This window comes from Streptomyces sp. NPDC033174 (genome assembly GCF_055577795.1).
In genome coordinates this window covers 562,433-583,324 of sequence record NZ_JBVIPQ010000004.1, presented here as the reverse complement: position 1 = coordinate 583,324, position 20,892 = coordinate 562,433, and the positions used below count along the sequence as shown (strand labels likewise).

Annotated in this window: 17 protein-coding genes and 1 pseudogene; 2 read left to right on the top strand and 16 right to left on the bottom strand. The window is 71.6% G+C overall.

What is annotated here, in order from left to right:
* Positions 1–370: 370 nt before the first annotated feature.
* The 8 genes from topA to ACZ5VC_RS16295 all read right to left on the bottom strand — a co-directional run bounded on the left by topA (position 371) and on the right by ACZ5VC_RS16295 (position 10,776).
* Complete coding sequence (gene topA / locus ACZ5VC_RS16330; protein WP_469120686.1) at positions 371–3,226, bottom strand: type I DNA topoisomerase; 2,856 nt, start codon at positions 3,224–3,226, stop codon at positions 371–373.
* A 272-nt stretch (positions 3,227–3,498) separates the two neighbouring features.
* Complete coding sequence (locus tag ACZ5VC_RS16325; protein WP_469120820.1) at positions 3,499–3,696, bottom strand: hypothetical protein; 198 nt, start codon at positions 3,694–3,696, stop codon at positions 3,499–3,501.
* 409 nt (positions 3,697–4,105) lie between these two features.
* Positions 4,106–4,561 (bottom strand): hypothetical protein, encoded by a 456-nt coding sequence (locus ACZ5VC_RS16320; RefSeq protein ID WP_469120685.1) that lies wholly within the window; start codon positions 4,559–4,561, stop codon positions 4,106–4,108.
* A 64-nt stretch (positions 4,562–4,625) separates the two neighbouring features.
* Entirely contained in the window at positions 4,626–6,176 is a 1,551-nt protein-coding gene (locus ACZ5VC_RS16315; RefSeq protein ID WP_469120684.1) for a DUF7059 domain-containing protein, read from the bottom strand.
* Between the two features lie 99 nt (positions 6,177–6,275).
* A complete protein-coding gene (locus ACZ5VC_RS16310; RefSeq protein ID WP_469120683.1) occupies positions 6,276–7,001 on the bottom strand; it encodes a small secreted protein in 726 nt (241 codons plus the stop codon).
* A gap of 187 nt (positions 7,002–7,188) precedes the next feature.
* Entirely contained in the window at positions 7,189–9,585 is a 2,397-nt protein-coding gene (locus ACZ5VC_RS16305) for a sodium-translocating pyrophosphatase (RefSeq protein WP_469120682.1), read from the bottom strand.
* Positions 9,586–9,871: 286 nt separating this feature from the next.
* A complete protein-coding gene (locus ACZ5VC_RS16300) occupies positions 9,872–10,330 on the bottom strand; it encodes an ATP-binding protein (RefSeq protein ID WP_469120681.1) in 459 nt (152 codons plus the stop codon).
* A 92-nt stretch (positions 10,331–10,422) separates the two neighbouring features.
* On the bottom strand, positions 10,423–10,776 hold the full coding sequence (locus tag ACZ5VC_RS16295; protein WP_147979000.1) for an STAS domain-containing protein: 354 nt from the start codon (positions 10,774–10,776) through the stop codon (positions 10,423–10,425).
* Between the two features lie 80 nt (positions 10,777–10,856).
* On the opposite strand from ACZ5VC_RS16295, the gene ACZ5VC_RS16290 reads away from it, so the two are divergent.
* The gene (locus ACZ5VC_RS16290; protein ID WP_469120680.1) at positions 10,857–13,349 is read left to right on the top strand and encodes a DEAD/DEAH box helicase; all 2,493 of its coding nucleotides are present in this window, start codon (positions 10,857–10,859) and stop codon (positions 13,347–13,349) included.
* Here the strand turns inward: ACZ5VC_RS16290 and ACZ5VC_RS16285 are convergent.
* From ACZ5VC_RS16285 to ssd, 7 genes are read right to left on the bottom strand one after another with little or no spacing between them, the layout of a single operon-like run.
* Positions 13,276–13,653 (bottom strand): Rv3654c family TadE-like protein, encoded by a 378-nt coding sequence (locus ACZ5VC_RS16285; protein WP_469120679.1) that lies wholly within the window; start codon positions 13,651–13,653, stop codon positions 13,276–13,278. The two genes, ACZ5VC_RS16290 and ACZ5VC_RS16285, sit on opposite strands and share 74 nt — an antisense overlap.
* A complete protein-coding gene (locus tag ACZ5VC_RS16280; RefSeq protein ID WP_469120678.1) occupies positions 13,650–14,045 on the bottom strand; it encodes a TadE family type IV pilus minor pilin in 396 nt (131 codons plus the stop codon). The genes ACZ5VC_RS16285 and ACZ5VC_RS16280 overlap by 4 nt, the downstream gene beginning before the upstream one ends.
* Positions 14,032–14,232 (bottom strand): DUF4244 domain-containing protein, encoded by a 201-nt coding sequence (locus ACZ5VC_RS16275; protein ID WP_469120677.1) that lies wholly within the window; start codon positions 14,230–14,232, stop codon positions 14,032–14,034. The genes ACZ5VC_RS16280 and ACZ5VC_RS16275 overlap by 14 nt, the downstream gene beginning before the upstream one ends.
* A gap of 56 nt (positions 14,233–14,288) precedes the next feature.
* Entirely contained in the window at positions 14,289–15,071 is a 783-nt protein-coding gene (locus ACZ5VC_RS16270) for a type II secretion system F family protein (RefSeq protein ID WP_469120676.1), read from the bottom strand.
* Positions 15,068–15,964, bottom strand: coding sequence for a type II secretion system F family protein (locus tag ACZ5VC_RS16265; protein WP_469120819.1), 897 nt, complete (start codon positions 15,962–15,964; stop codon positions 15,068–15,070). The genes ACZ5VC_RS16270 and ACZ5VC_RS16265 overlap by 4 nt, the downstream gene beginning before the upstream one ends.
* Positions 15,965–15,987: 23 nt before the next feature.
* Complete coding sequence (locus tag ACZ5VC_RS16260; protein ID WP_469120675.1) at positions 15,988–17,157, bottom strand: TadA family conjugal transfer-associated ATPase; 1,170 nt, start codon at positions 17,155–17,157, stop codon at positions 15,988–15,990.
* Entirely contained in the window at positions 17,154–18,257 is a 1,104-nt protein-coding gene (gene ssd, locus ACZ5VC_RS16255; RefSeq protein WP_469120674.1) for a septum site-determining protein Ssd, read from the bottom strand. The genes ACZ5VC_RS16260 and ssd overlap by 4 nt, the downstream gene beginning before the upstream one ends.
* Before the next feature lie 491 nt (positions 18,258–18,748).
* On the opposite strand from ssd, the pseudogene ACZ5VC_RS16250 reads away from it, so the two are divergent.
* Positions 18,749–19,519, top strand: a pseudogene (locus ACZ5VC_RS16250) (HAD family hydrolase); the annotation flags it as partial.
* A 523-nt stretch (positions 19,520–20,042) separates the two neighbouring features.
* Here the strand turns inward: ACZ5VC_RS16250 and ACZ5VC_RS16245 are convergent.
* Positions 20,043–20,861: a Fic family protein gene (locus ACZ5VC_RS16245; RefSeq protein WP_469120673.1), complete on the bottom strand. Its 819-nt coding sequence runs from the start codon at positions 20,859–20,861 to the stop codon at positions 20,043–20,045.
* Positions 20,862–20,892 lie beyond the last annotated feature (31 nt).

The following is a 20,892-nucleotide window of genomic DNA, read 5'->3' as shown; positions in this document are numbered from 1 at the left end:
CCGGAGTCCCCACCCGAACAAACGCCCGCGTGATCGCCTCCCCGAGTGGCGGCTGATCGCCACGACGCGTCCATCGCCGAGCGGCGACCGACGGCTCGGCGGGTGCATCACCGAGCCGCGACCGACGGCTCGGCGGGTGGCGGGTTATGGCCGCGTGATCTCCCACCCCGTGGCACGTGCTCGCCACGACGAGTGCACCACCGAGCGGCGCCCGAGCGGCTCGGCAGAGGTGCCTCACCGGGTGGCCTCACCGGACGGCAACCGAGCCGCTCGACAGCCACCTCACCGGGTAGCGCCCGAGCCGCCCGACAAGTGTCGGGTGATCGCCACGAAAGCGACCCACCCGCCCCCTGCCGTCGTTCCCGTTCCCCTACTCGTCCGCCGTACCGGTCGAGGCCGAGGCCGTCTTCTTGGCGGCCGTCTTCTTCGCGGCGCTCGTCTTGGCAGCGGTCTTCTTCGCCGTGGTCGTCTTCTTGGCCGCGGTCTTCTTCGCCGTCGCCGTCTTGGCCGCCGTCTTCTTCGCGGGGGCCTTCTTCGCGGCCGCCTTCTTCGCCGTCTTCTTGGCCGGGCTCTTCGCCCGCTTCTCGGCGAGCAGCTCGTAGCCCCGCTCCGGCGTGATCTCCTCGACGCTGTCGCCCGTCCTCAGCGTCGCGTTCGTCTCGCCGTCGGTGACGTACGGCCCGAACCGGCCGTCCTTCACCACCACGGGACGCTCGCTGACCGGGTCGGTGCCCAGTTCCTTCAGCGGCGGCTTGGCCGCGGCACGGCCACGCTGCTTCGGCTGGGCGTAGATCGCCAGCGCCTCTTCCAGCGTGATCGTGAAGAGCTGCTCCTCGTCGGTCAGCGACCGGGAGTCCGTGCCCTTCTTCAGGTACGGGCCGTAGCGGCCGTTCTGCGCGGTGATCTCGACGCCCTCGGCGTCGGTGCCCACCACGCGCGGCAGCGACATCAGCTTCAGCGCCTCGTCGAGGGTGACCGTGTCGACCGACATCGACTTGAAGAGCGAGGCCGTCCGCGGCTTCACCGCGTTCTTGCCGGTCTTCGGCGTGCCCTCGGGCAGCACCTCGGTCACGTACGGGCCGTACCGCCCGTCCTTGGCGATGATCTGGTGGCCGGTGGCCGGGTCGGTACCCAGCTCGAAGTCACCGCTCGGCTTGGCCAGCAGTTCCTCGGCGTACTCGACGGTCAGCTCGTCCGGTGCCAGGTCGTCGGGAACATCGGCGCGCTGGTGGCCTTCCTGCTCCTTCTCACCGCGCTCGATGTAGGGGCCGTAACGGCCGACTCGGAGCATGATGCCCTCGCCGACGGGGAAGGACGAGATCTCGCGCGCGTCGATCGCGCCGAGGTCCGTCACCAGCTCCTTGAGGCCACCGAGGTGGTCGCCGTCGCCGTTTCCGGCATCGGCGGCGGCGCCCGCGCCGGAGCTCTCGCCCTCACCGAAGTAGAAACGCTTCAGCCACGGCACGGACTGCGCCTCGCCCCGCGCGATGCGGTCGAGGTCGTCCTCCATCCTGGCCGTGAAGTCGTAGTCGACGAGCCGGCCGAAGTGCTTCTCCAGCAGGTTGACCACGGCGAAGGACAGGAACGACGGCACCAGGGCCGTGCCCTTCTTGAAGACGTATCCGCGGTCCAGGATCGTGCCGATGATCGACGCGTACGTCGACGGGCGGCCGATCTCGCGCTCTTCCAGCTCCTTGACCAGCGAGGCCTCGGTGTAGCGGGCCGGCGGCTTGGTCGCGTGGCCGTCGGCGGTGATCTCCTGGGCGGAGAGGGCGTCGCCCTCGGCGACCTGCGGCAGCCGACGCTCGCGGTCGTCCAGCTCGGCGTTCGGGTCGTCGGCGCCCTCGACGTACGCCTTCATGAAGCCGTGGAAGGTGATCGTCTTGCCGGACGCGGTGAACTCGGCGTCCCGGCCGTCGGCCGCCCGGCCACCGATCTTCACGGTGACGGAGTTACCGGTCGCGTCCTTCATCTGGGAGGCGACGGTCCGCTTCCAGATCAGCTCGTAGAGACGGAACTGGTCACCGCTCAGACCGGTCTCGGCCGGCGTGCGGAAACGATCACCCGACGGACGGATCGCCTCGTGCGCCTCTTGGGCGTTCTTGACCTTTCCGGCGTACGTGCGCGGCTTCTCCGGCAGGTAGTCGGCACCGTACAGCTGCGTGACCTGCGCCCGGGCCGCGGAGACCGCGGTGTCCGAGAGGGTCGTGGAGTCCGTTCGCATATAGGTGATGAAGCCGTTCTCGTACAGCTTCTGGGCGACCTGCATGGTCGCCTTCGCGCCGAATCCGAGCTTCCGGCTCGCCTCCTGCTGGAGGGTGGTCGTGCGGAACGGCGCGTACGGCGAGCGGCGGTACGGCTTGGACTCGACCGAGCGGACCGAGAACGAGGTCTCGGCCAGGGCGGCGGCCAGACTGCGGGCGTTCGCCTCGTCGAGGTGGAGCACCTGGTCCGACTTCAGCCGGCCGTCCGAGCCGAAGTCACGGCCCTGCGCGACACGCCGGCCGTCGACCGCGGCCAGCCGGGCGGTCAGCGTCGAGGGGTCGGAGGCGTCACCGGTGCGGCCGGTGGAGAACGTGCCCGTCAGGTCCCAGTACTCGGCGGAACGGAAGGCGATGCGCTCGCGCTCCCGCTCGACGACGAGACGGGTGGCGACGGACTGCACACGGCCGGCGGACAGCCGCGGCATGACCTTCTTCCAGAGGACCGGCGAGACCTCGTAGCCGTAGAGGCGGTCGAGGATGCGGCGGGTCTCCTGGGCGTCGACCATGCGCTGGTTCAGCTCGCGCGGGTTGGCGACGGCGTCGCGGATCGCGTCCTTGGTGATCTCGTGGAAGACCATCCGGTGGACGGGGACCTTGGGCTTCAGGACCTCCTGGAGGTGCCACGCGATGGCCTCGCCCTCGCGGTCCTCATCGGTGGCGAGGAAGAGCTCGTCGGATTCGGCGAGCAGCTCCTTGAGCTTCCTGACCTGGGCCTTCTTGTCGGCGTTGACGACATAGATCGGCTGGAAGTCATGCTCGACGTCGACGCCGAGGCGGCGCACCTCGCCGGTGTACTTCTCGGGCACCTCGGCGGCGCCGTTCGGCAGGTCGCGGATGTGCCCGACGCTCGCCTCGACGACATAGCCGGGGCCGAGGTAACCCTTGATCGTCTTCGCCTTGGCAGGCGACTCGACGATGACGAGTCGGCGGCCGCCGTGTGCGGTCTCGCTGGTCGGGGACAACTTCGCTCTTCTCTCCGGTCGACGCTCAGTGGCACATACGGCGCAGGGGGCGCAGTGCGTGCAGTAGGCGCAGTAATGAGGACTGCGCGCGCTGCGATGACGCTGCTTACGCTGCTGTCGCTGCGGAGTGTGACGGTACAACCCGCCCCCGTGTCAAACGGCAAAAGACCGCAACGGCCACTCGAACGGTAACCCGAGTCCTGCCATTCCTGCCGCCCGGACTCCCACCCCGGCATTGCGGCGCAGCTCACGCAGCCCGGAGGGGCCCGCGGTCAGACGCGCCCGAAGCACCACACCCCGAGGACGAGGAAGGCCGCGCCGAAGGTGGTCGTGAGGGCCGCGGCCGCGGCGGGGCTCACTCCGTAGGCTATGGGCGCACGGTGCAGGGCGCGCGCTCCTGTCCAGAGCAGCAGCCCCGCTCCGAACAGCGCGAACGCCGTCCCGGCGAAGATGGCAGGTCCGCTCTCCATGTCCATGCCCCGTTCCCTCGTGATCGGTGGGCGTCCGTGGTTCCGGCCGCGATCCGGGCGTCGATCCGTCGATCCCGTCGTCGATTCCGGTCGTCGATCCCGGGCCGACATCGGGCCCCACGGCCCGGAGCGAGAGGCTGGCACCTCCCGGCGTCCTGGACGCGAATTCCCGGTGAACGACGTGGGCACTCCTCCCGGGCGCCCGCCCGGCCCCGGCCGGCCGGCAGATGCCAGGGTTCCCCGAGCGGGCCGAATATGGCCGGTAGCGGACGGCCCGGGCGCCCGTCGCGCCACCGGGTACGTCACGTTCCGCCGGACCAGGTCGCCTCCCAGCTCCGAGTACGTCACATTCCGCCGCAGTACGTCATGTCGCACGCGTCCCGCCTACCCACTGCGCGCTGAGCGTCACCTACGTCGAGAGTCGCGCGGCGCCGGCCTCGGGCGAGGCCTCGGGCACGCCGGGCAGTTCGCGAATGCTCGCGAGGTGCTGCTCGCCCGTGCCGTAGGCCTCCGTCTCCAGGACGTCCCGTTCCTGGACCCGGGGCGTGAGGGTGCCGGGCGTGCCCAGCGCCCGGATCCCGCCATCGGCGACGATCACGACGCGGTCACACAGCTCGTCGGCCTCGGCCGTGCGGTGCGGGGTCAGCAGGACCGTCGTACCGTTCCCGGCGGGATCGGCGAGGGTCCGCCGCAGGTCGCGGGCGGCGACGGGGCAGACATACGCGGCCGGCGGGTCCGTCAGGCAGGGCCCGCGGGAAGGCTCTTCGGCCGATCCCGGGTGGCGGGCGGCCGCCGGTTCCCGTACGAATTCCGGGTCGGTGGCGCGCAGCGGATCCAGTTCCTCGTGCATCGACGCGGTGCCCACGGGCCCGGTGGCAGAAGGTCGGAGACCTCGTGCCGTCCCTCCGTGACCGGCGCCCGCAGCGGTACTACGCGCGGCCTCTCGGGTCCGCGTCCGCCCCCACCGGTTCGAGGAAGCCCTCCTCCACGAGCACCCGGATCGCCTGCGGTGTGCGGTCGCGCAGCAGGACCGGATCCTCGCCCATCAACTGGCCGATGGCGTCCAGGATCCGCCCGGCGCTCAGCGTCCCGTCGCACACGCCCGCGAAGCCCGCGCCAATGGTGTCGACCTTCGTCGCGCGGCGCATTCCGCGGTTCTGGCGGAGCACCACATGCTCGGGGTCCTCGGCCCCGGGCAGCCCGACCTGCTCCTGGACCACCTCAGGTGCGAGGCGGAAGTGGTCGGCGAGGAGCGCCGCGTCGTCGTGGGTCCGCAGATAGTCCTGGCGCGCGAAGTGGGAGCGGACGGTCTCGCCCAGCGGCTGTTCGACCGGGTGGGGCCACTCCTCGATCACGATCGACGGCCGGTCGGCGCCCGACTTGCGCAGGGTGATCCAGCCGAAGCCGACCGCCTTGGTACCGCGCGCCTCGAACTCGTCCAGCCACGCGCCGTACCGCTCCGCATACTCCCTCGGTTCGGCGCGGTGGTCACCGCTGTCCCGCAGCCACAGCTCGGCGTACTGCGTCACGTCCTGGACCTCACGCTGCACGATCCAGGCGTCGCAGCCACCCGGCACCCAGGATCGGAGCCGCTCCTGCCACTCCTCGCCGTTCGAGTGCTCCCAGTTGGCGAGGAAGTGCGCGAACCCGCCGTCGTTCAGCCGGTCGCCGGCCTGCTGGACGAGCGAACGGCACAGATCGTCCCCGGCCATCCCACCGTCGCGGTAGGTGAGCCGCGCTCCGGGAGAAATGACGAACGGCGGATTGGAGACGATCAGGTCGTACGTCTCGTCCGCCACCGGCTCGAAGAGCGAGCCGGCGCGCAGGTCGGCCTGCGCCGCGCCGGAGAGGGCGAGGGTGAGCCGGGTGAAGTCGAGCGCCCGTGGGTTCAGATCGGTGGCGGTGACCCGCGTGGCGTGCTGCGCGGCGTGCAGCGCCTGGATGCCCGAGCCGGTGCCGAGGTCCAGGGCGGAGGCCACCGGGGTGCGGACGGTGATGCCGGCGAGCGTGGTGGACGCCCCGCCGACGCCGAGCACGACGCCCTCGTCCTTGTTGCCGATGCCTCCGGCGCCGCCGACCGCGCAGCCGAGGTCGGAGACGATGAACCAGTCCCGCCCCTCGGGCCCGCTGTACGGACGGACGTCCACGGTGGCGCGGATCCCCTCGCCTTCGAAGGAGTCCTTGTCCCTGACGGCCCAGCCGTCGGCCAGGCACTCCTCCAGGGGGAGCGCGGCGCCGGCCGCCGCGGCGGAGACCGGCCGCTGGAGGAGGAAGAGCCGCACGAGCGTCTCCACCGGCGTGTCCCCGCGGGTGGCGCGCAGGGCGGGCACGGTCTCGCTGCGGGCGAGCGCGGCATAGGCGGGCGCGCCGAGGAGGTCGAGCAGACCGTCGGCGGTGAAGTCGGCGGCGAGCAGGGCGTCGCGGAGGCGGGCGGCGCGGTCGGGGACCGGGAGGCTGGCGGTAAGGCTGGTCGTACTCACCCGCCCATTGTGACCGTCACCACTGACAAACGCCGCACGGCCCGGCCCCCGTTGCCGGGATGCCGGGCCGCGCCGTCCGCTCGTGACTCTGCGGCCGGTCTACTCGGACGCCGCCGAGGCGGAAGCAGAAGCGGAGGCCGAATCGGAGGCGGCGGGCTTCGACGCCGAAGCGGAGGCCGAGGCGGAGGGCTTCACGGAGGCGGACGCGGCCGGCTTCGAGGCCGTGGCGCCCGGCTTCGCCGACGTCGACACGGACGGCTTGGCGGTCGGCGCCACCGACGGCTTCGCCTTCTGGCAGCCGGGCTGCTTCGCCATCGCCGAACCCAGCTCCCCGGACTGGAGCTTGGACAGCGCGTCCTGGTCCATCTTCTCGATCTTCTTCAGACCCTCGGCGACACCCTGGAGCCCGTCGGCGAACTTCTCCTGGTTGTTCGGGTCGAGCGCGTCGACCTGCTTCTTCAGGCCCTCGTACGCCACTGCCGTGGCGTTGAGCTCCTTGACGGCGTCCTGCTGAAGCTTCTCGCCGTTGTCGACGGGCGGCGCGCCCGCGCCCTGGACGGCCTTGGCGAGCGCCCGGTCCGCGTCGGCGATGTCCTGGAAGGCCTTGGAGTCGGCCGCCTGGATGTCGGCGGGCTTGCCGTCGGCCGCCGTCGAGATGATGATCTGCTGGGCGTTGGCCCGCTTCTGAATCTGGGGCTTCGCCTGGTCGCAGACCGTCTTGGCCCAGGCATCCACCTTGTTGTCGCCGTCGTCGTCGCTGCAACCGGACAGCGCCAGCACCAGTACCGCGCCGCCGGACAGCGCGGCCGCAAGCTTCTTGTTCACCGGATCGGTCCCTTCCAAGGCTCTCGGCCCCGGAACATACACGCCAACTGGGCGACATCCACCTTTCGTGCGACCGGTCCATGCCCTATTGCAGCCATTTGCACCAAGGGAGACACGCCTCACGCACCAACGACAGCGGGCGGACGACGCGTCAGTACGCGTTGCCCGCCCGCTCTTTGACCAGGTGTTACGAAACCACCGCCGGGTCTTGTGACGTGGCCGTACGCTCAGCCGCGTTGCCTTCGTCACCCACGGCGACGGAACGGCGCTTGGAGACGTACACCGCACCGACGATGACGATGATCGCGAGCGTCGCGACCGCCGCCCGTACACCGGCGCTGGCGTCGTCCCCGTAGCTGAACTGCACGACCGCCGGGGCGATCAGCAGTGCCACCAGGTTCATGACCTTCAGCAGCGGGTTGATGGCAGGGCCCGCGGTGTCCTTGAACGGGTCGCCGACCGTGTCGCCGATGACGGTCGCCGCATGGGCCTCGCTGCCCTTGCCGCCGTGGTGCCCGTCCTCGACCAGCTTCTTGGCGTTGTCCCAGGCGCCGCCCGAGTTGGCCAGGAAGACGGCCATCAGGGTGCCCGCGCCGATGGCGCCCGCGAGGAACGATCCGAGCGCCCCGACCCCGAAGGTGAAGCCGACCGCGATCGGCGCCATCACGGCGAGCAGCCCGGGCGTGGCGAGTTCGCGCAGCGCGTCCTTGGTGCAGATGTCGACGACGCGCCCGTACTCGGGCTTCTCGGTGTAGTCCATGATCCCGGGGTGCTCGCGGAACTGGCGCCTCACCTCGTAGACCACCGCGCCGGCGGAACGCGACACGGCGTTGATCGCGAGCCCCGAGAAGAGGAACACGACCGCCGCGCCGAGGATCAGCCCGACCAGGTTGTTGGGCTGCGAGATGTCCATGGTCAGGTTCATCTCGCTCGCCTTGGCGCCGACTTCCGAGACCGCGGTGGAGATGGCGTCGCGGTACGAGCCGAAGAGCGCCGCCGCGGCCAGTACGGCCGTGGCGATGGCGATGCCCTTGGTGATCGCCTTGGTGGTATTGCCGACGGCGTCGAGGTCGGTGAGGACCTGGGCACCCGCGCCCTGCACGTCACCGGACATCTCGGCGATGCCCTGCGCGTTGTCGGAGACCGGGCCGAAGGTGTCCATGGCGACGATCACACCGACGGTGGTGAGCAGGCCGGTGCCGGCGAGGGCCACGGCGAACAGCGCGAGCATGATCGACGTGCCGCCGAGCAGGAACGCGCCGTAGACGGCGAGACCGATGAGCAGCGCGGTGTAGACCGCGGACTCCAGGCCGATGGAGATGCCCGCGAGCACCACCGTGGCGGGGCCGGTCAGCGAGGACTTGCCGATGTCCCGCACGGGGCGCCGGCTGGTCTCGGTGAAGTACCCGGTGAGCTGCTGGATGAGTGCGGCCAGCACGATGCCGATGGCGACGGCCACCAGAGCCAGGATGCGCGGGTCGCCGGAGTGGCCGAGGATCCCGGCCTCGGTGACGCCCTTGAGCTCGGCGTAGGTGGCCGGCAGGTAGATGTAGACCGCCGCGGCCACCAGCGCGAGCGAGATCACCGCGGAGATGAAGAAACCGCGGTTGATGGCGGTCATGCCGCTGCGGTCCGCGCGACGCGGGGAGACCGCGAAGATGCCGATCATCGCGGTGATCACACCGATCGCCGGGACGATCAGCGGGAAGGCCAGTCCGAGGTCGCCGAAGGCGGCCTTGCCGAGGATGAGCGCGGCGACGAGGGTCACCGCGTACGACTCGAAGAGGTCGGCGGCCATGCCGGCACAGTCACCGACGTTGTCGCCGACGTTGTCCGCGATGGTGGCGGCGTTGCGCGGGTCGTCCTCGGGGATGCCCTGCTCGACCTTGCCGACGAGGTCGGCGCCGACGTCGGCGGCCTTGGTGAAGATGCCGCCGCCGACACGCATGAACATCGCGATCAGCGCGGCGCCGAGGCCGAAGCCCTCCAGCACCTTGGGGGCGTCGGCCGCGTAGACGAGGACCACACAGGCGGCACCCAGCAGGCCGAGGCCCACCGTGAACATGCCGACCACACCGCCCGTACGGAAAGCGATCTTCATGGCCTTGTGCTTGACGGCCGTCAGATCCTTTTCCGGCTCGCCCTCCGCGGGTGTCGCTTCACGCGCGGCAGCTGCCACGCGCACATTTGCTCGTACGGCAAGCCGCATGCCGATGTATCCGGTGGCCGCCGAGAAAAGCGCACCCACCAGGAAGAACACCGAACGTCCGGCACGCTGCGACCAGTCGTCGGCCGGAAGCAGCATCAACAGGAAGAAGACCACGACGGCGAAGATGCCGAGGGTGCGCAACTGCCTTGCCAGATAGGCATTCGCGCCTTCCTGTACGGCTGCCGCGATCTCCTTCATGGAATCGGTGCCCTCACCGGCAGCCAGTACCTGGCGTGTCAGCAATTGGGCGACGATCAACGCCGCCAGGGCGACGGCCGCGATGACGATCACGATCGTCCGGTTCTCGTCGGTGAGTACCGCGGCTGCGAGAGAAGTGGGGTGGTCGGTCAGTTCAGGGTTGAAGAGCCCCGCCATTCGTCCTCCTTGACGCTCAGAGCTCAAGATGTGGACGGATTGTAGGTAGCGGAACCTGATCAAAACAGGGCGCCGCAAACGGAATTGACCTTCGAGTGCTACTCAGCAAATGATCGGGTTCCGAAAGTGGCCCCGAAATGAGTAATGGGCCAGATGCATTGACACTTGATCAATGATCTAGATAAATGAAAAAAGGCCCTGCTCAGCAGGGCCTCTCGGGACACACTGCCGCCGGAACTCCCGGCGCGACATGCCGGGGACCCTGGCGCCAGGGGCGCGAGTGAAACTAGGGCACAACAATGGCTGATGTTGTCGGCCAGCTCATCCGGATCACGCCGCCGCGCTCGCCGGCGGACACCTCGACGTCGTCGACGAGCCCGCTGATGACCGCGAGACCCATCTGGTCCTCGCCCTCGGCGTCGTCGAAGTCCTCGGCGGGGGCGCCACTGCGCGAGCCGGGGACACCGGCCGCGTCGGCCGCCGCCACCCCAGCTCCCGGCACCTCGTCGCCGACCTCGATGGAGAAGGTCTTCTCCTCCTCGGTCAGCACCACGCGGACCGGCGCGGTCACGCCGTTGCTGCGGTGCAGTCCGACAGCGCGAGAACACGCCTCGCCCACGGCGAGTCTGACCTCGTCGAGGACGGCTTCGTCGACCCCGGCCCGGCGCGCCACCGCGGCCGCCACCAGACGGGCGGTCCTGACGTGCTCGGGTTGGGCGCTGAAGCGGAGTTCAACGGTGGCCATGCGGTCCCCCTCGGACATAAGGGCGTGCTTCGCAGGGGACCGGGCTGGCCGCCCGGTACCCCTGTCGTTCCTCATGAAGTCGCGGGGCGACTTCAGTCGGTGGCGTTGACGGCCTCTTCGACCGTGGTGTGAATGGGGAACACCTTGGTCAGGCCCGTGATCCGGAAGATCTTGAGAATGCGCTCCTGGTTGCAGACCAGGCGCAGCGAGCCTTCGTGCGCGCGCACGCGCTTCAGACCGCCCACGAGCACGCCGAGGCCGGTCGAGTCGAGGAAGTCCACGCCCTCCATGTCGACGACCAGGTGGTAGCTGCCGTCGTTCACCAACTCGACCAACTGCTCGCGCAGCTTGGGCGCGGTATACACATCAATCTCGCCACCGACCTCGACGACCGTACGGTCGCCACTCGGTCCAGACACGTTGCGAGTCGACAGGGACAGGTCCACGGATCCTCCAGCACCTTGCTATCGGGCGGTCGCCCCTCGGGTCTCCCCGACGGAGGCCAGGGGACGTATCGCCAGCCGCGATGGCATTCAATCACTTACCAACAGCCATGCACGACGCCTTGGGAGCATTGTCCGTCACGCCAGTGACAGACTCGGTGCCGATGGCCAAGAATCACCGTCCCAGCCGACGACCCGAGAGCGGGGACACCCGCCCTACTCCCCGTACGGTCCTCGACCGGCTCACCGCGGGGGAGAGTCGGGCTGCGCGCATCACCCATACGGAGCACTTGCCCCCGAGACCGGGTCGTCATGCCCTCTGGCCTGATCGAATCCGGCCCGAAGTGATCAGTGCCATTCAAGATGCGGGCATCGACCACCCCTGGGCCCACCAGGCAGAGGCCGCCGAGCACGCCCTGGACGGCGAGTCCGTGGTGATCGCCACCGGCACCGCGTCCGGCAAGTCGCTGGCCTATCTGGCCCCCGTGCTCACCGCCCTGCTGGACGGCTCCGAGGCCGCGAACGGGCGCGGCGCCACCGCGCTGTATCTCGCCCCCACCAAGGCCCTGGCCGCCGACCAGCGGCGCGCCGTACGAGAACTGGCGGCCCCCCTCGGCAACCGTGTCCGGCCCGCGGTCTACGACGGCGACACGCCCGTGGAGGAGCGCGAGTGGGTCCGGCAGTACGCGAACTACGTGCTGACCAACCCCGACATGCTCCACCGCGGCATCCTGCCCGCCCACCCGCGTTGGGCCTCCTTCCTGCGCGCCCTGCGCTATGTCGTGATCGACGAGTGCCACACCTACCGGGGCGTCTTCGGCTCCCATGTCGCCCAGGTCCTGCGCCGCCTGCGGCGCGTCTGCGCCCGCTACGGCGCCGATCCCGTCTTCCTCCTCGCCTCCGCCACCTCCGCCCAGCCCGCCCTGGCCGCCGGCCGACTCACCGGCCTGCCGGTGTCCGAGGTCGCCGACGACGCCTCACCGCGCGGTGAGCTCGTCTTCGCCCTGTGGGAGCCGCCGCTCACCGAACTCCAGGGCGAGCAGGGCGCCCCCGTTCGGCGTACCGCCACGGCGGAGACGGCGGACATTCTCACCGACCTGACCGTCCAGGGCGTCCGCACCGTCGCCTTCGTACGCTCCCGCAGGGGCGCCGAGCTGATCTCGGTGATCGCCCAGGAGCGGTTGGCCCAAGTGGACCGCTCACTGCCCGGGCGTGTCGCCGCCTACCGGGGCGGCTACCTCCCCGAGGAGCGCCGGGCCCTGGAAAGAGCCCTGCACTCCGGGGAACTCCTCGGTCTGGCCGCGACCACCGCACTGGAACTGGGTGTCGACGTCTCCGGCCTGGACGCCGTCGTCATCGCCGGATATCCCGGCACACGCGCCTCGCTCTGGCAGCAGGCCGGCCGCGCCGGACGCTCCGGCCAGGGCGCCCTGGCGATCCTGGTGGCCCGCGACGATCCGCTGGACACCTTCCTCGTCCACCACCCCGAGGCCCTCTTCGACCAGCCGGTCGAGTCGACCGTCCTCGACCCCGACAACCCCTACGTCCTCGCCCCCCATCTGTGCGCGGCCGCCTCGGAGCTTCCGCTCACCGAGGACGACCTGACCCTGTTCGGCCCCGCCGTGCCCGAGCTGCTGCCCCAGCTGGAGGCGGCCGGGCTGCTGCGCCGGCGCGCCTCCGGCTGGTACTGGACCCGCCGCGAGCGGGCCGTCGACCTCACCGACATCCGCGGCGAGGGCGGCCGGCCCGTACAGATCGTCGAGGCCGGCACCGGCCGCCTCCTCGGCACGGTCGACGAACCGGCGTCCCACGCCGCCGTCCACGAGGGCGCCGTCCACCTCCACCAGGGCCGCACCTATCTGGTCAGGGAGCTCGATCTGAAGGACTCGGTGGCCCTCGTCGAGGAGGCCAGCCCGCCGTACTCCACCACCGCCCGCGACACCACCTCCATCTCCGTCCTCGACACCGACACCGAGATCCCCTGGGGAGCCGGCCGTCTCTGCTACGGCTCCGTCGAGGTCACCAACCAGGTCGTCTCCTTCCTCCGCCGCCGTCTCATCACCGGGGAGGTGCTCGGCGAGACGAAACTCGACCTGCCTCCCCGGACCCTTCGCACGCGCGCGGTGTGGTGGACGGTCACCGAGGACCAGCTGGACGCCGCCCGGGTCAACCCCGAGCAGCTCGGAGGCGCCCTGCACGCCGCCGAACACGCCTCCATCGGCATGCTGCCGCTCTTCGCCACCTGTGACCGCTGGGACATCGGCGGGGTGTCCGTCCCGCTCCATCCGGACACCCTGCTGCCGACCGTCTTCGTCTACGACGGCCATCCGGGTGGCGCCGGCTTCGCCGAGCGGGCCTTCCACACCGCCCGCGAGTGGCTCACCGCCACCCGCGAGGCCATCGCCTCCTGCGAGTGCGACGCGGGCTGCCCGTCCTGCATCCAGTCCCCCAAATGCGGCAACGGCAACGATCCGCTCCACAAGCGCGGAGCCGTCCGCCTCCTCACGGAACTCCTGCGGGAAGCCCCGGATCCGGCAGGCCCGGGACAGGACCCGGAGGCCCCGCCCGCGCCCTGACCGTGGGGGCGTAGGCACCGAACCGCGCCCGGGCCGTCACATCGGCCACACCGCCCCTGAGCGCGCAGCTGACCACCTGTGCCTCCTGGGCCCCGGCCACCCGCTCAGCGGCCGCACAGGCGGCCTCCTGGCCCCACAGAGCCCGGTCCGCGGCGGCGAGCGCCGCCAGGTCGGCGGCCCCACCCGCGCGATGCCGTGCGGCGACTGCCTGCCCCAGGGCCAGCTCCACCGCGAACACCGCGCACATCGCGCTCACCGCCACGGCGGTCCAGACCGTCGCCGAGCCCCTCTCGCCTCCCCTCACGGCCCCGTCTCCAGCCCCTGAGGGTCCGCGCCCACCGTGTCCTCGGCGAGCGCGGCCGCCTGCGTCCGCAGAGTCAGCCCCATCCCGCCGGGACCCGGTGCCGGGGCCTCGACCGTGACCCGCCACAGCTCCCCCGACCGGCGAACCGAGATGTCGGCGCCGTCCGGAGCCGCCGAACGGGCGGCCGCCACGGCTGCCTCCGGCGGCTCCGACCGAGCCGCCGCTCGCGCCCCGGCCCGCGCCGCGTCCACGCACTGGATGTACGCGGCCGCCGCGAGCAGCCCCCAAAGGAGCGCCGTCGTGAAGACGACCATCGCGGGGATCACCATGGCCGCCTCCGCGGTCACCGAACCCCGGTCGGCTCGGGCACCGGACGCCTCAGAACTGCGCATTGAGCGCCTTCCCGATCACCGACTCCAGCCCGCCCGACACCGTGTCACTGGTGACGATCTTGTACAGGACGGCCGCGAAGGCACACGCGGCGAGCGTTCCCATCGCGTACTCCGCCGTGCTCATCCCCGCGTCCTGCCGCCTCCGGCGCAGTACGCCCCGAAAGCGGTTCTTCAGCTGTTTCCACATTTCAACCCCCTTGGTCATGTGCCTTGTTCGTGTGCTGTGCGAAGTTCCGTCGTCGGTCAGCCCCGCAGCAGTCCGCTCGCCAGACCGATCACCACCGGCGCCACCCCCACCGCCAGAAACGCGGGCAGGAAACACAGCCCCACCGGCGCCGTGATCAGCACCTGTGCGCGCTGCGCCCGGGTCGCGGCCTCCCTCGTGCGGGCCGCCCTGAGCCCTGCCGCGAGCCTCGCCACCGGCTCGGCCGCAGGCGCCCCCGAGGAACCCGCCCGCTCCAGACAGCGGGCCAACCCCTCGGCGCCCGGTATCTCGCCGAACCTCCGCCACACCTCGGCGGGTTCACCACCCAGCCTCAGCTCGGCCGCCGTCCTCGACAGCCGCTCCCCCACCGGCCCGCCCAGGGACAAGCCGACCGCCTCGACCGCTTCGCGCGGCCCGGCCCCGGCCGAGGCGCAGGCCGCCAGCAGGTCTGCCGCGAGGGCAAGTTGCGGCGTCACCTCGCCGTCGGCTCGTACCGGGCCGGGTCGTTGCTGCCTCCGGAACACCCCGTACGCCCCCACGAGCCCCACGAGACAGCCGGCGAATCCACCGATCAGGACATAGCCCGTGAGCACCGCCCCGAGCGGCCCGCCCCACCGCCTCGCCCACCGCCCGTACTCGGGCCGCCGACGCCGCTCCCGCGCCCTCTCCGCCTCTGCCTCCACCGCGGTCCGCAGCAGCGCCGCGATGCGCCTGCGAGCCCGTACCTCCTCTCTCCGCCGGGTGATCGAACCGATCAGCCACGCCGCCCCGGCCAACACCGCGAGCACTACCCCCAGCCTGTGGACGACCTCCCCGGTCACGGCTCCTCCCCGGCCCGCACGATCCGGGCGGCCCACGCGATCCCACCGGCCTCCAGGAGTCCGCCGACAACCAGGCACGCCAGTCCCGCGGGTGTGTGCAGCAGCACCCGGAGCGGGTCCGCCCCGAGCGCGGCGCCGAGCGCGAGACCGACCGCCGGCAGCACCGCCAGCACCGCCACCGTGGCCCAGGCCCCCGCCAGCTGGGCCCGCAACCGCTCCCGCTGGTCGCGGTGTTCACGCAGTGCCGCTTCCAGCCGGTCGAGCCCGGCCGCCAGACCCGCCCCGCCGTCCACGGCCACCTGCCAGCAGGCCGCCATCCCGGCCAGCCCTTCCGCCCCCTCCTCCCGCGCCGCCCTCCGCAGCGCCTTCGGTACGTCTCCGCCGAAGCGGCCCGCCGCCAGAACCTGGGCTTCGGCGCCGCCCAGCGCCCCCGTGGACCCGGCCCCGAACATCAGCGCCTGCGCCGGTTGGCAACCGGCCCGCAGCTCGCCCGCGACCGTCCCGCACAGGGCGATCACCGCGTCCACCCGCGCCTGGCGGGCCCTCCCCCGATCCCGGGCCCGGAGCCGCCGACCCACCAGAGGTACCGCGGCCGCCCCGGCGACCAGTGGCAGGACGGAGTCGCCCAGTACCGCAAGCAGCAGTCCCCCGACCGGACAGAGCCATTCCGGCCGCTCACGCAACCAGGGCCACCAGCATTCCCAGGCCCACGACGCCGGCGCCCCCACAGCACCCTCGTCCCCGCCCGCGCCCTCCCCCGGGCCACCGCCCCCACTCGCACCCGCGCCCGTCTCCGCGCCGCCGCCCATGCCGGCCAGCACCAGCCGTGCCCGCCGGGTCCCCCTGCGCTGGTCCACCAGCAGCCACACCGCCGCGCTCCCACACAACGCCATCGCGAAAGCCAACTGCGTCGTCGTCACCACCTCGCACCCCCGATCTGCGACCGCAGCCGCTCCCATCCCCGTTCTTCCATGAAGCCCTCCGGTCCCCAGCGCAGTGCCGGTACCGCCACCACCAGTCCCCTCGGATCGCGCTCCAGGACATGCACCTCGGCGATCCGCCGCCGGCCCGCCCGGTCCCTGGCGAGGTGCAGGACGGCCGAGAGGCCGGCGCCCACCTGGCTGTGCAGCGCCGCCCGGTCCAGGCCCGCCGCCGTCCCCAGCGCCTCCAGCCGCGCCGGGACGTCCGCCGCCGTATTGGCGTGCACCGTGCCGCAGCCTCCTTCGTGGCCCGTGTTGAGGGCCGCGAGCAGGTCGGTCACCTCGGCCCCGCGCACCTCTCCGACCACCAGGCGGTCCGGCCGCATCCGCAGCGCCTGCCTGACCAGGTCCCGCAGGGTCACGCGGCCGGCACCCTCCTGGTTCGCCGGCCGGGCCTCCAGCCGCACCACATGCGGATGGTCGGGCCTCAACTCGGCCGAGTCCTCGGCCAGCACGATCCGCTCCCGCTCGCCCACCAGACCCAGGAGAGTGGACAGGAGCGTCGTCTTCCCCGAGCCGGTGCCGCCGCTGATCAGGTACGAGACCCTGGCCTCGATCAGCGCCCTCAGCACCCGGTCCCCGCCCGGCGGCACCGTGCCCGCCGCCATCAGTTCGTCCAGGGAGAAGGCCCTCGGCCGCACCACCCGCAGCGACAGACACGTCGAACCGACCGCCACCGGCGGCAGCACCGCGTGCATCCGGGTTCCGTCCGGCAACCGGGCGTCCACCCAGGGGCGGGCGTCGTCGAGCCGCCGCCCCGCCACGGCCGCGAGACGCTGGGCCAGGCGCCGGACGGCCGAACCGTCCGAGAAGGACACACCGGTCAGTTCGAGCCCCGCGCCTCGGTCGACCCAGACCCGGTCGGGCGCCGACACCAGCACATCGGTCACCGACGGGTCGGTGAGCAGCGGCTCCAGCGGCCCCGTCCCGACCAGCTCACACCGCAACTCCTCGGCCGCGCCGAGCACTTCCGTGTCCCCGAGCAGCCGTCCCTGCTCCCTCAGAGCCGCGGCGACCCTGGCGGGTGTCGGTTCGGCCCCGCTCTGCGCGAGCCGCTGCCGTACGGCGTCCAGCAGCCCCGCGCCGCCCGGCGGCGCCACCGTCATGAGACACCGTCCGCGGCCAGCGCACGCTCCCAGAACGCCGCGCAGAACCTGGCCAGCGCGCCCCGTGCGCTGCCACCCGGGGGCGCCCCGCCGCCCTGCGCCTCGAACATGCCCGGCTCGTGCGGCAGTTCACCGGCGAGGGGGAGCCGCAGCGCCTCCGCGACCCACTGGGCGTCCAGACCGGCCGCGTACGGTCCGCGTGCCACCACCCGGAGGTCACGCAGCACCATGCCGGCCATCGAGGCGACCCTGTTCGCCGCCGCCACCGCCCTCAGCTCGCCCGGCACGACCAGCAGGCCCAGGTCCAGCTGCGCCAGCGCTTCGGCCACGCCCTCGTCGATCCGGCGGGGCAGGTCCACGACCACGGCGCCGCCTCGCCGCCGTGCGGCGGCAAGGACGGACCTCATCGCCTCAGGCGCGACGGTCACCGAGTCGCCCCGGTCCCAGCTGAGCACCCGCAGCCCCCGCACCGACGGCAGCGACTCCTCCAGCGCCCCACCGGCCACCCGCCCCTTCGAAGCGGCGAAATCCGGCCAGCGGCGTCCCTCGGCCTGTTCGCCGCCGAGCAGGACGTCCAGGCCCCCGCCGAGCGGATCCCCGTCGATGAGCATGGTGCGCGTGCCCGCCCGCGCCGCCGCGAGGGCGAGAGCGCAGGCCAGCGTCGACGCACCGGCCCCGCCCCTGCCGCCGATGACCCCGACCGTCAGCGCCTGCCGTCCCACGCCTTCGACGGTGTCGGCGATCCGGTCCACAAGCCAGCTCTCGGCGTCCGGCAGCCGCAGTACACAATCCGCGCCGATCTCCACGGCCCGCCGCCAGACGGCGGGGTCGTCCTGGTCGCGGCCGACCAGTAGCACGCCGTTTCTGCGGGTTGCTCCACGGCACCTCGCCGCCGCGTCGTCGCCCACCAGGACGAGCGGCGCCTCGTCCCAGTCGGACCGGTGCTCCGGCACCCCGTGATGCACCTCGGGCTCGGCGCCCGCGGCGGCGCACAGCCGCAGCAGATCGTCGAGCAGTGCCATGTCCTCGGTCACGATCAGCGGTCCGGCCCGCCGCCCTTCGGCGGTCGGCGGCCGATCGGAAGTGATGAATCCGGCCACGATCCCGCGCCCCCTCTCCGTACGATCTCCGCGCGATCTCCCCGCAATGGGTGTGTGCGGTGAGATCGCGATTCCTGCTGCCCGCGAACTTCGCGGCAGGAATCACCCTGGGGCGATCCGGAAAATCGTGTGGATCTTGCTGAAAAGCTGTGGACAACTCCCCAGTTGTGAATAACTTCATCGCCCTTACCGGTGACTTCCGGAGAGCAGCACAACCGCTACGCTCGGTGACGAGACTCGACAAGCGGAAGGTGACAACGATGCGAACGTCTGGAGCGGCTCGGGCGCCGATTCGACGGACGAAAACGCGTCCGGACATGCGACGACCCCCGCCGGGGGGGAGAGCGGGGGTCGTCTTTCCGGCCGACTCGGGGGGGGAGGAGCCGGACCGGGTTAGCACGGTCGCGAACGATCCGTGACTTCCATGGTGTACCCGAGAGCCTTCTCAGGCAAACCCACGCGCCCCAGCGTACGCCGAATGGCGGGCACCTATGCTCGAGCTCGTGGAAAACCACTCGTTGCCGCGCACAGCTGCCTTCTTTGACCTGGACAAGACGGTCATTGCGAAGTCCTCGACGCTGACCTTCAGCAAGTCCTTCTACCAAGGCGGACTGATCAACCGCCGTGCCGTCCTGCGGACGGCCTACATCCAGTTCGTCTTCCTCGTGGGCGGTGCCGACCACGACCAGATGGAGCGGATGCGCGAGTACCTCTCAGCGCTCTGCAAAGGCTGGAACGTGCAGCAGGTCAAGGACCTCGTGGCCGAGACCCTGCACGATCTCATCGACCCGATCATCTACGACGAGGCGGCGTCCCTCATCGAGGAACATCACGCCGCCGGCCGGGACGTGGTGATCGTCTCCACCTCCGGCGCCGAGGTCGTCGAGCCGATCGGCGAGCTGCTCGGCGCCGACCGCGTGGTCGCCACGCGCATGGTGGTCGGCGACGACGGCTGCTTCACCGGGGAGGTGGAGTACTACGCCTATGGGCCCACCAAGGCCGCGGCCATCCGCGAGCTGGCCGAGTCCGAGGGGTACGACCTGGCCCGCTGTTACGCGTACAGCGACTCGGCCACCGATGTGCCCATGCTCGAATCGGTGGGCCACCCCTACGCGGTCAATCCGGACCGTGCGCTGCGCCGCGAGGCCACCGCCCGGGATTGGCCGATTCTCGTCTTCAGCCGGCCGGTCCGGCTCAAGCAGCGGATCCCCTCGTTCCGTATGCCGCCCCGGCCCGCCCTCGTCGCGGGGGGGGGGGGGGGGGGGGGGGGGGGGAAAACCCCCCCCCCCCCCCCCCCCCCCCCCCAACCCCCCCCCCCCCCCCCCCCCCCCCCCCCCCCCCCCCCCCCCCCCCCCCCCCTCCGCCCCCCCCCCCCCCCCCCCCCCCCCCCCCCCCCCCCCCCACCGCCGGTCTCGTCTGGTACGCCAGCCGACGGAGGCACGCGGCACTTGCCGATCGCTTTGCCCGAATTTGAGCCTAAAAGTAAAGAAGCCTGGTCAGGGCTTCCGCTTCCACCCCGACAGGAGTAGAAAGGAATCAACGGCCCGCGAGACCAAGGCATCCGAGAGGATCACCTGTTGAGCATGAAGGCCCCACGGACCGAGCATGGAAGCTGAGCACCCACGCGACGTCGACCCGTCGATTACGGGCCAGCCGCACCAGGCGTCGGGCAAAGTCCCCGCTTGATGGGCACATATCGAGGACGCATGGTAACTCGGCGGATATGCCAGCGGCGGTACCAGATCCTGGTACCGCCGCAACCCTGTGTTCAGGGGCTTTTCCCGGTCAGGCGGCTCCGCGCTGAAGCGCCTCGCACACCGCCGTCGACTCCCTGACACCCAGCTCCACCGCGCGCCCGCAGTGCGCGATCCACTGCGCCATTCCCTCGGGCGTTCCGGACCGGTACCCCTCGAAGGCCGCGACGTACGCCGCGCGCCCCTGCTCCGCGTGCCCCACCTCCGCCGGGCAGATCGCCTTGGGGTCGAGCCCGCTGCCGATCAGCACGATGCGCTCGGCGGCCCGCGCGACGAGCCCGTTGTACGAGGTGAAGGGCCGCAGAGCCAGCAGCTCGCCGTGCAGCACGGCCGCCGTCACCAGCGCCGGGGCGGACCCGCCCGCGATGATCAGTCCTGAGAGGCCCTCGAGCCGGCCGGCGACCTCGTCCGCGTCCGGCAGAGGGGCCTCGATCAGCGGCTCGTCGACCTTCTCGCCCACCAGCCTGGGCCGGCCCGTCGTCCCTGCCGTGTCACCCGCGGCAACCAGGTGCAGCCTGGCCAGCACTCGCAGCGGCGACTGCCGCCAGATGGACAGCAGCTGCCCCGCCTCGGCGCTCAGCCGCAGCGCCGCACCGACGGTCCGCGCCTCCGGATCGCCGCTGAAATCGGTGCGCCTGCGGACCTCCTCCAGCGCCCAGTCGGCGCCGGACAGCGCCGCCGAGCCCCGCGCCCCGCGCAGGGCCGCCTCCGCCGTGATCTCGTTGCTGCGGCGCCGCATCACGCGGTGCCCGTACACCCGGTCGACGGCCTTGCGTACGGAGTCCACCGAATCGGCGACACCCGGCAGGGAGCCAAGGGCGGCCAGGGGGTCAGAGGCGTGCGTACTCATAAGTAGCGAGGCTACGCGCCCTCGGCCCACA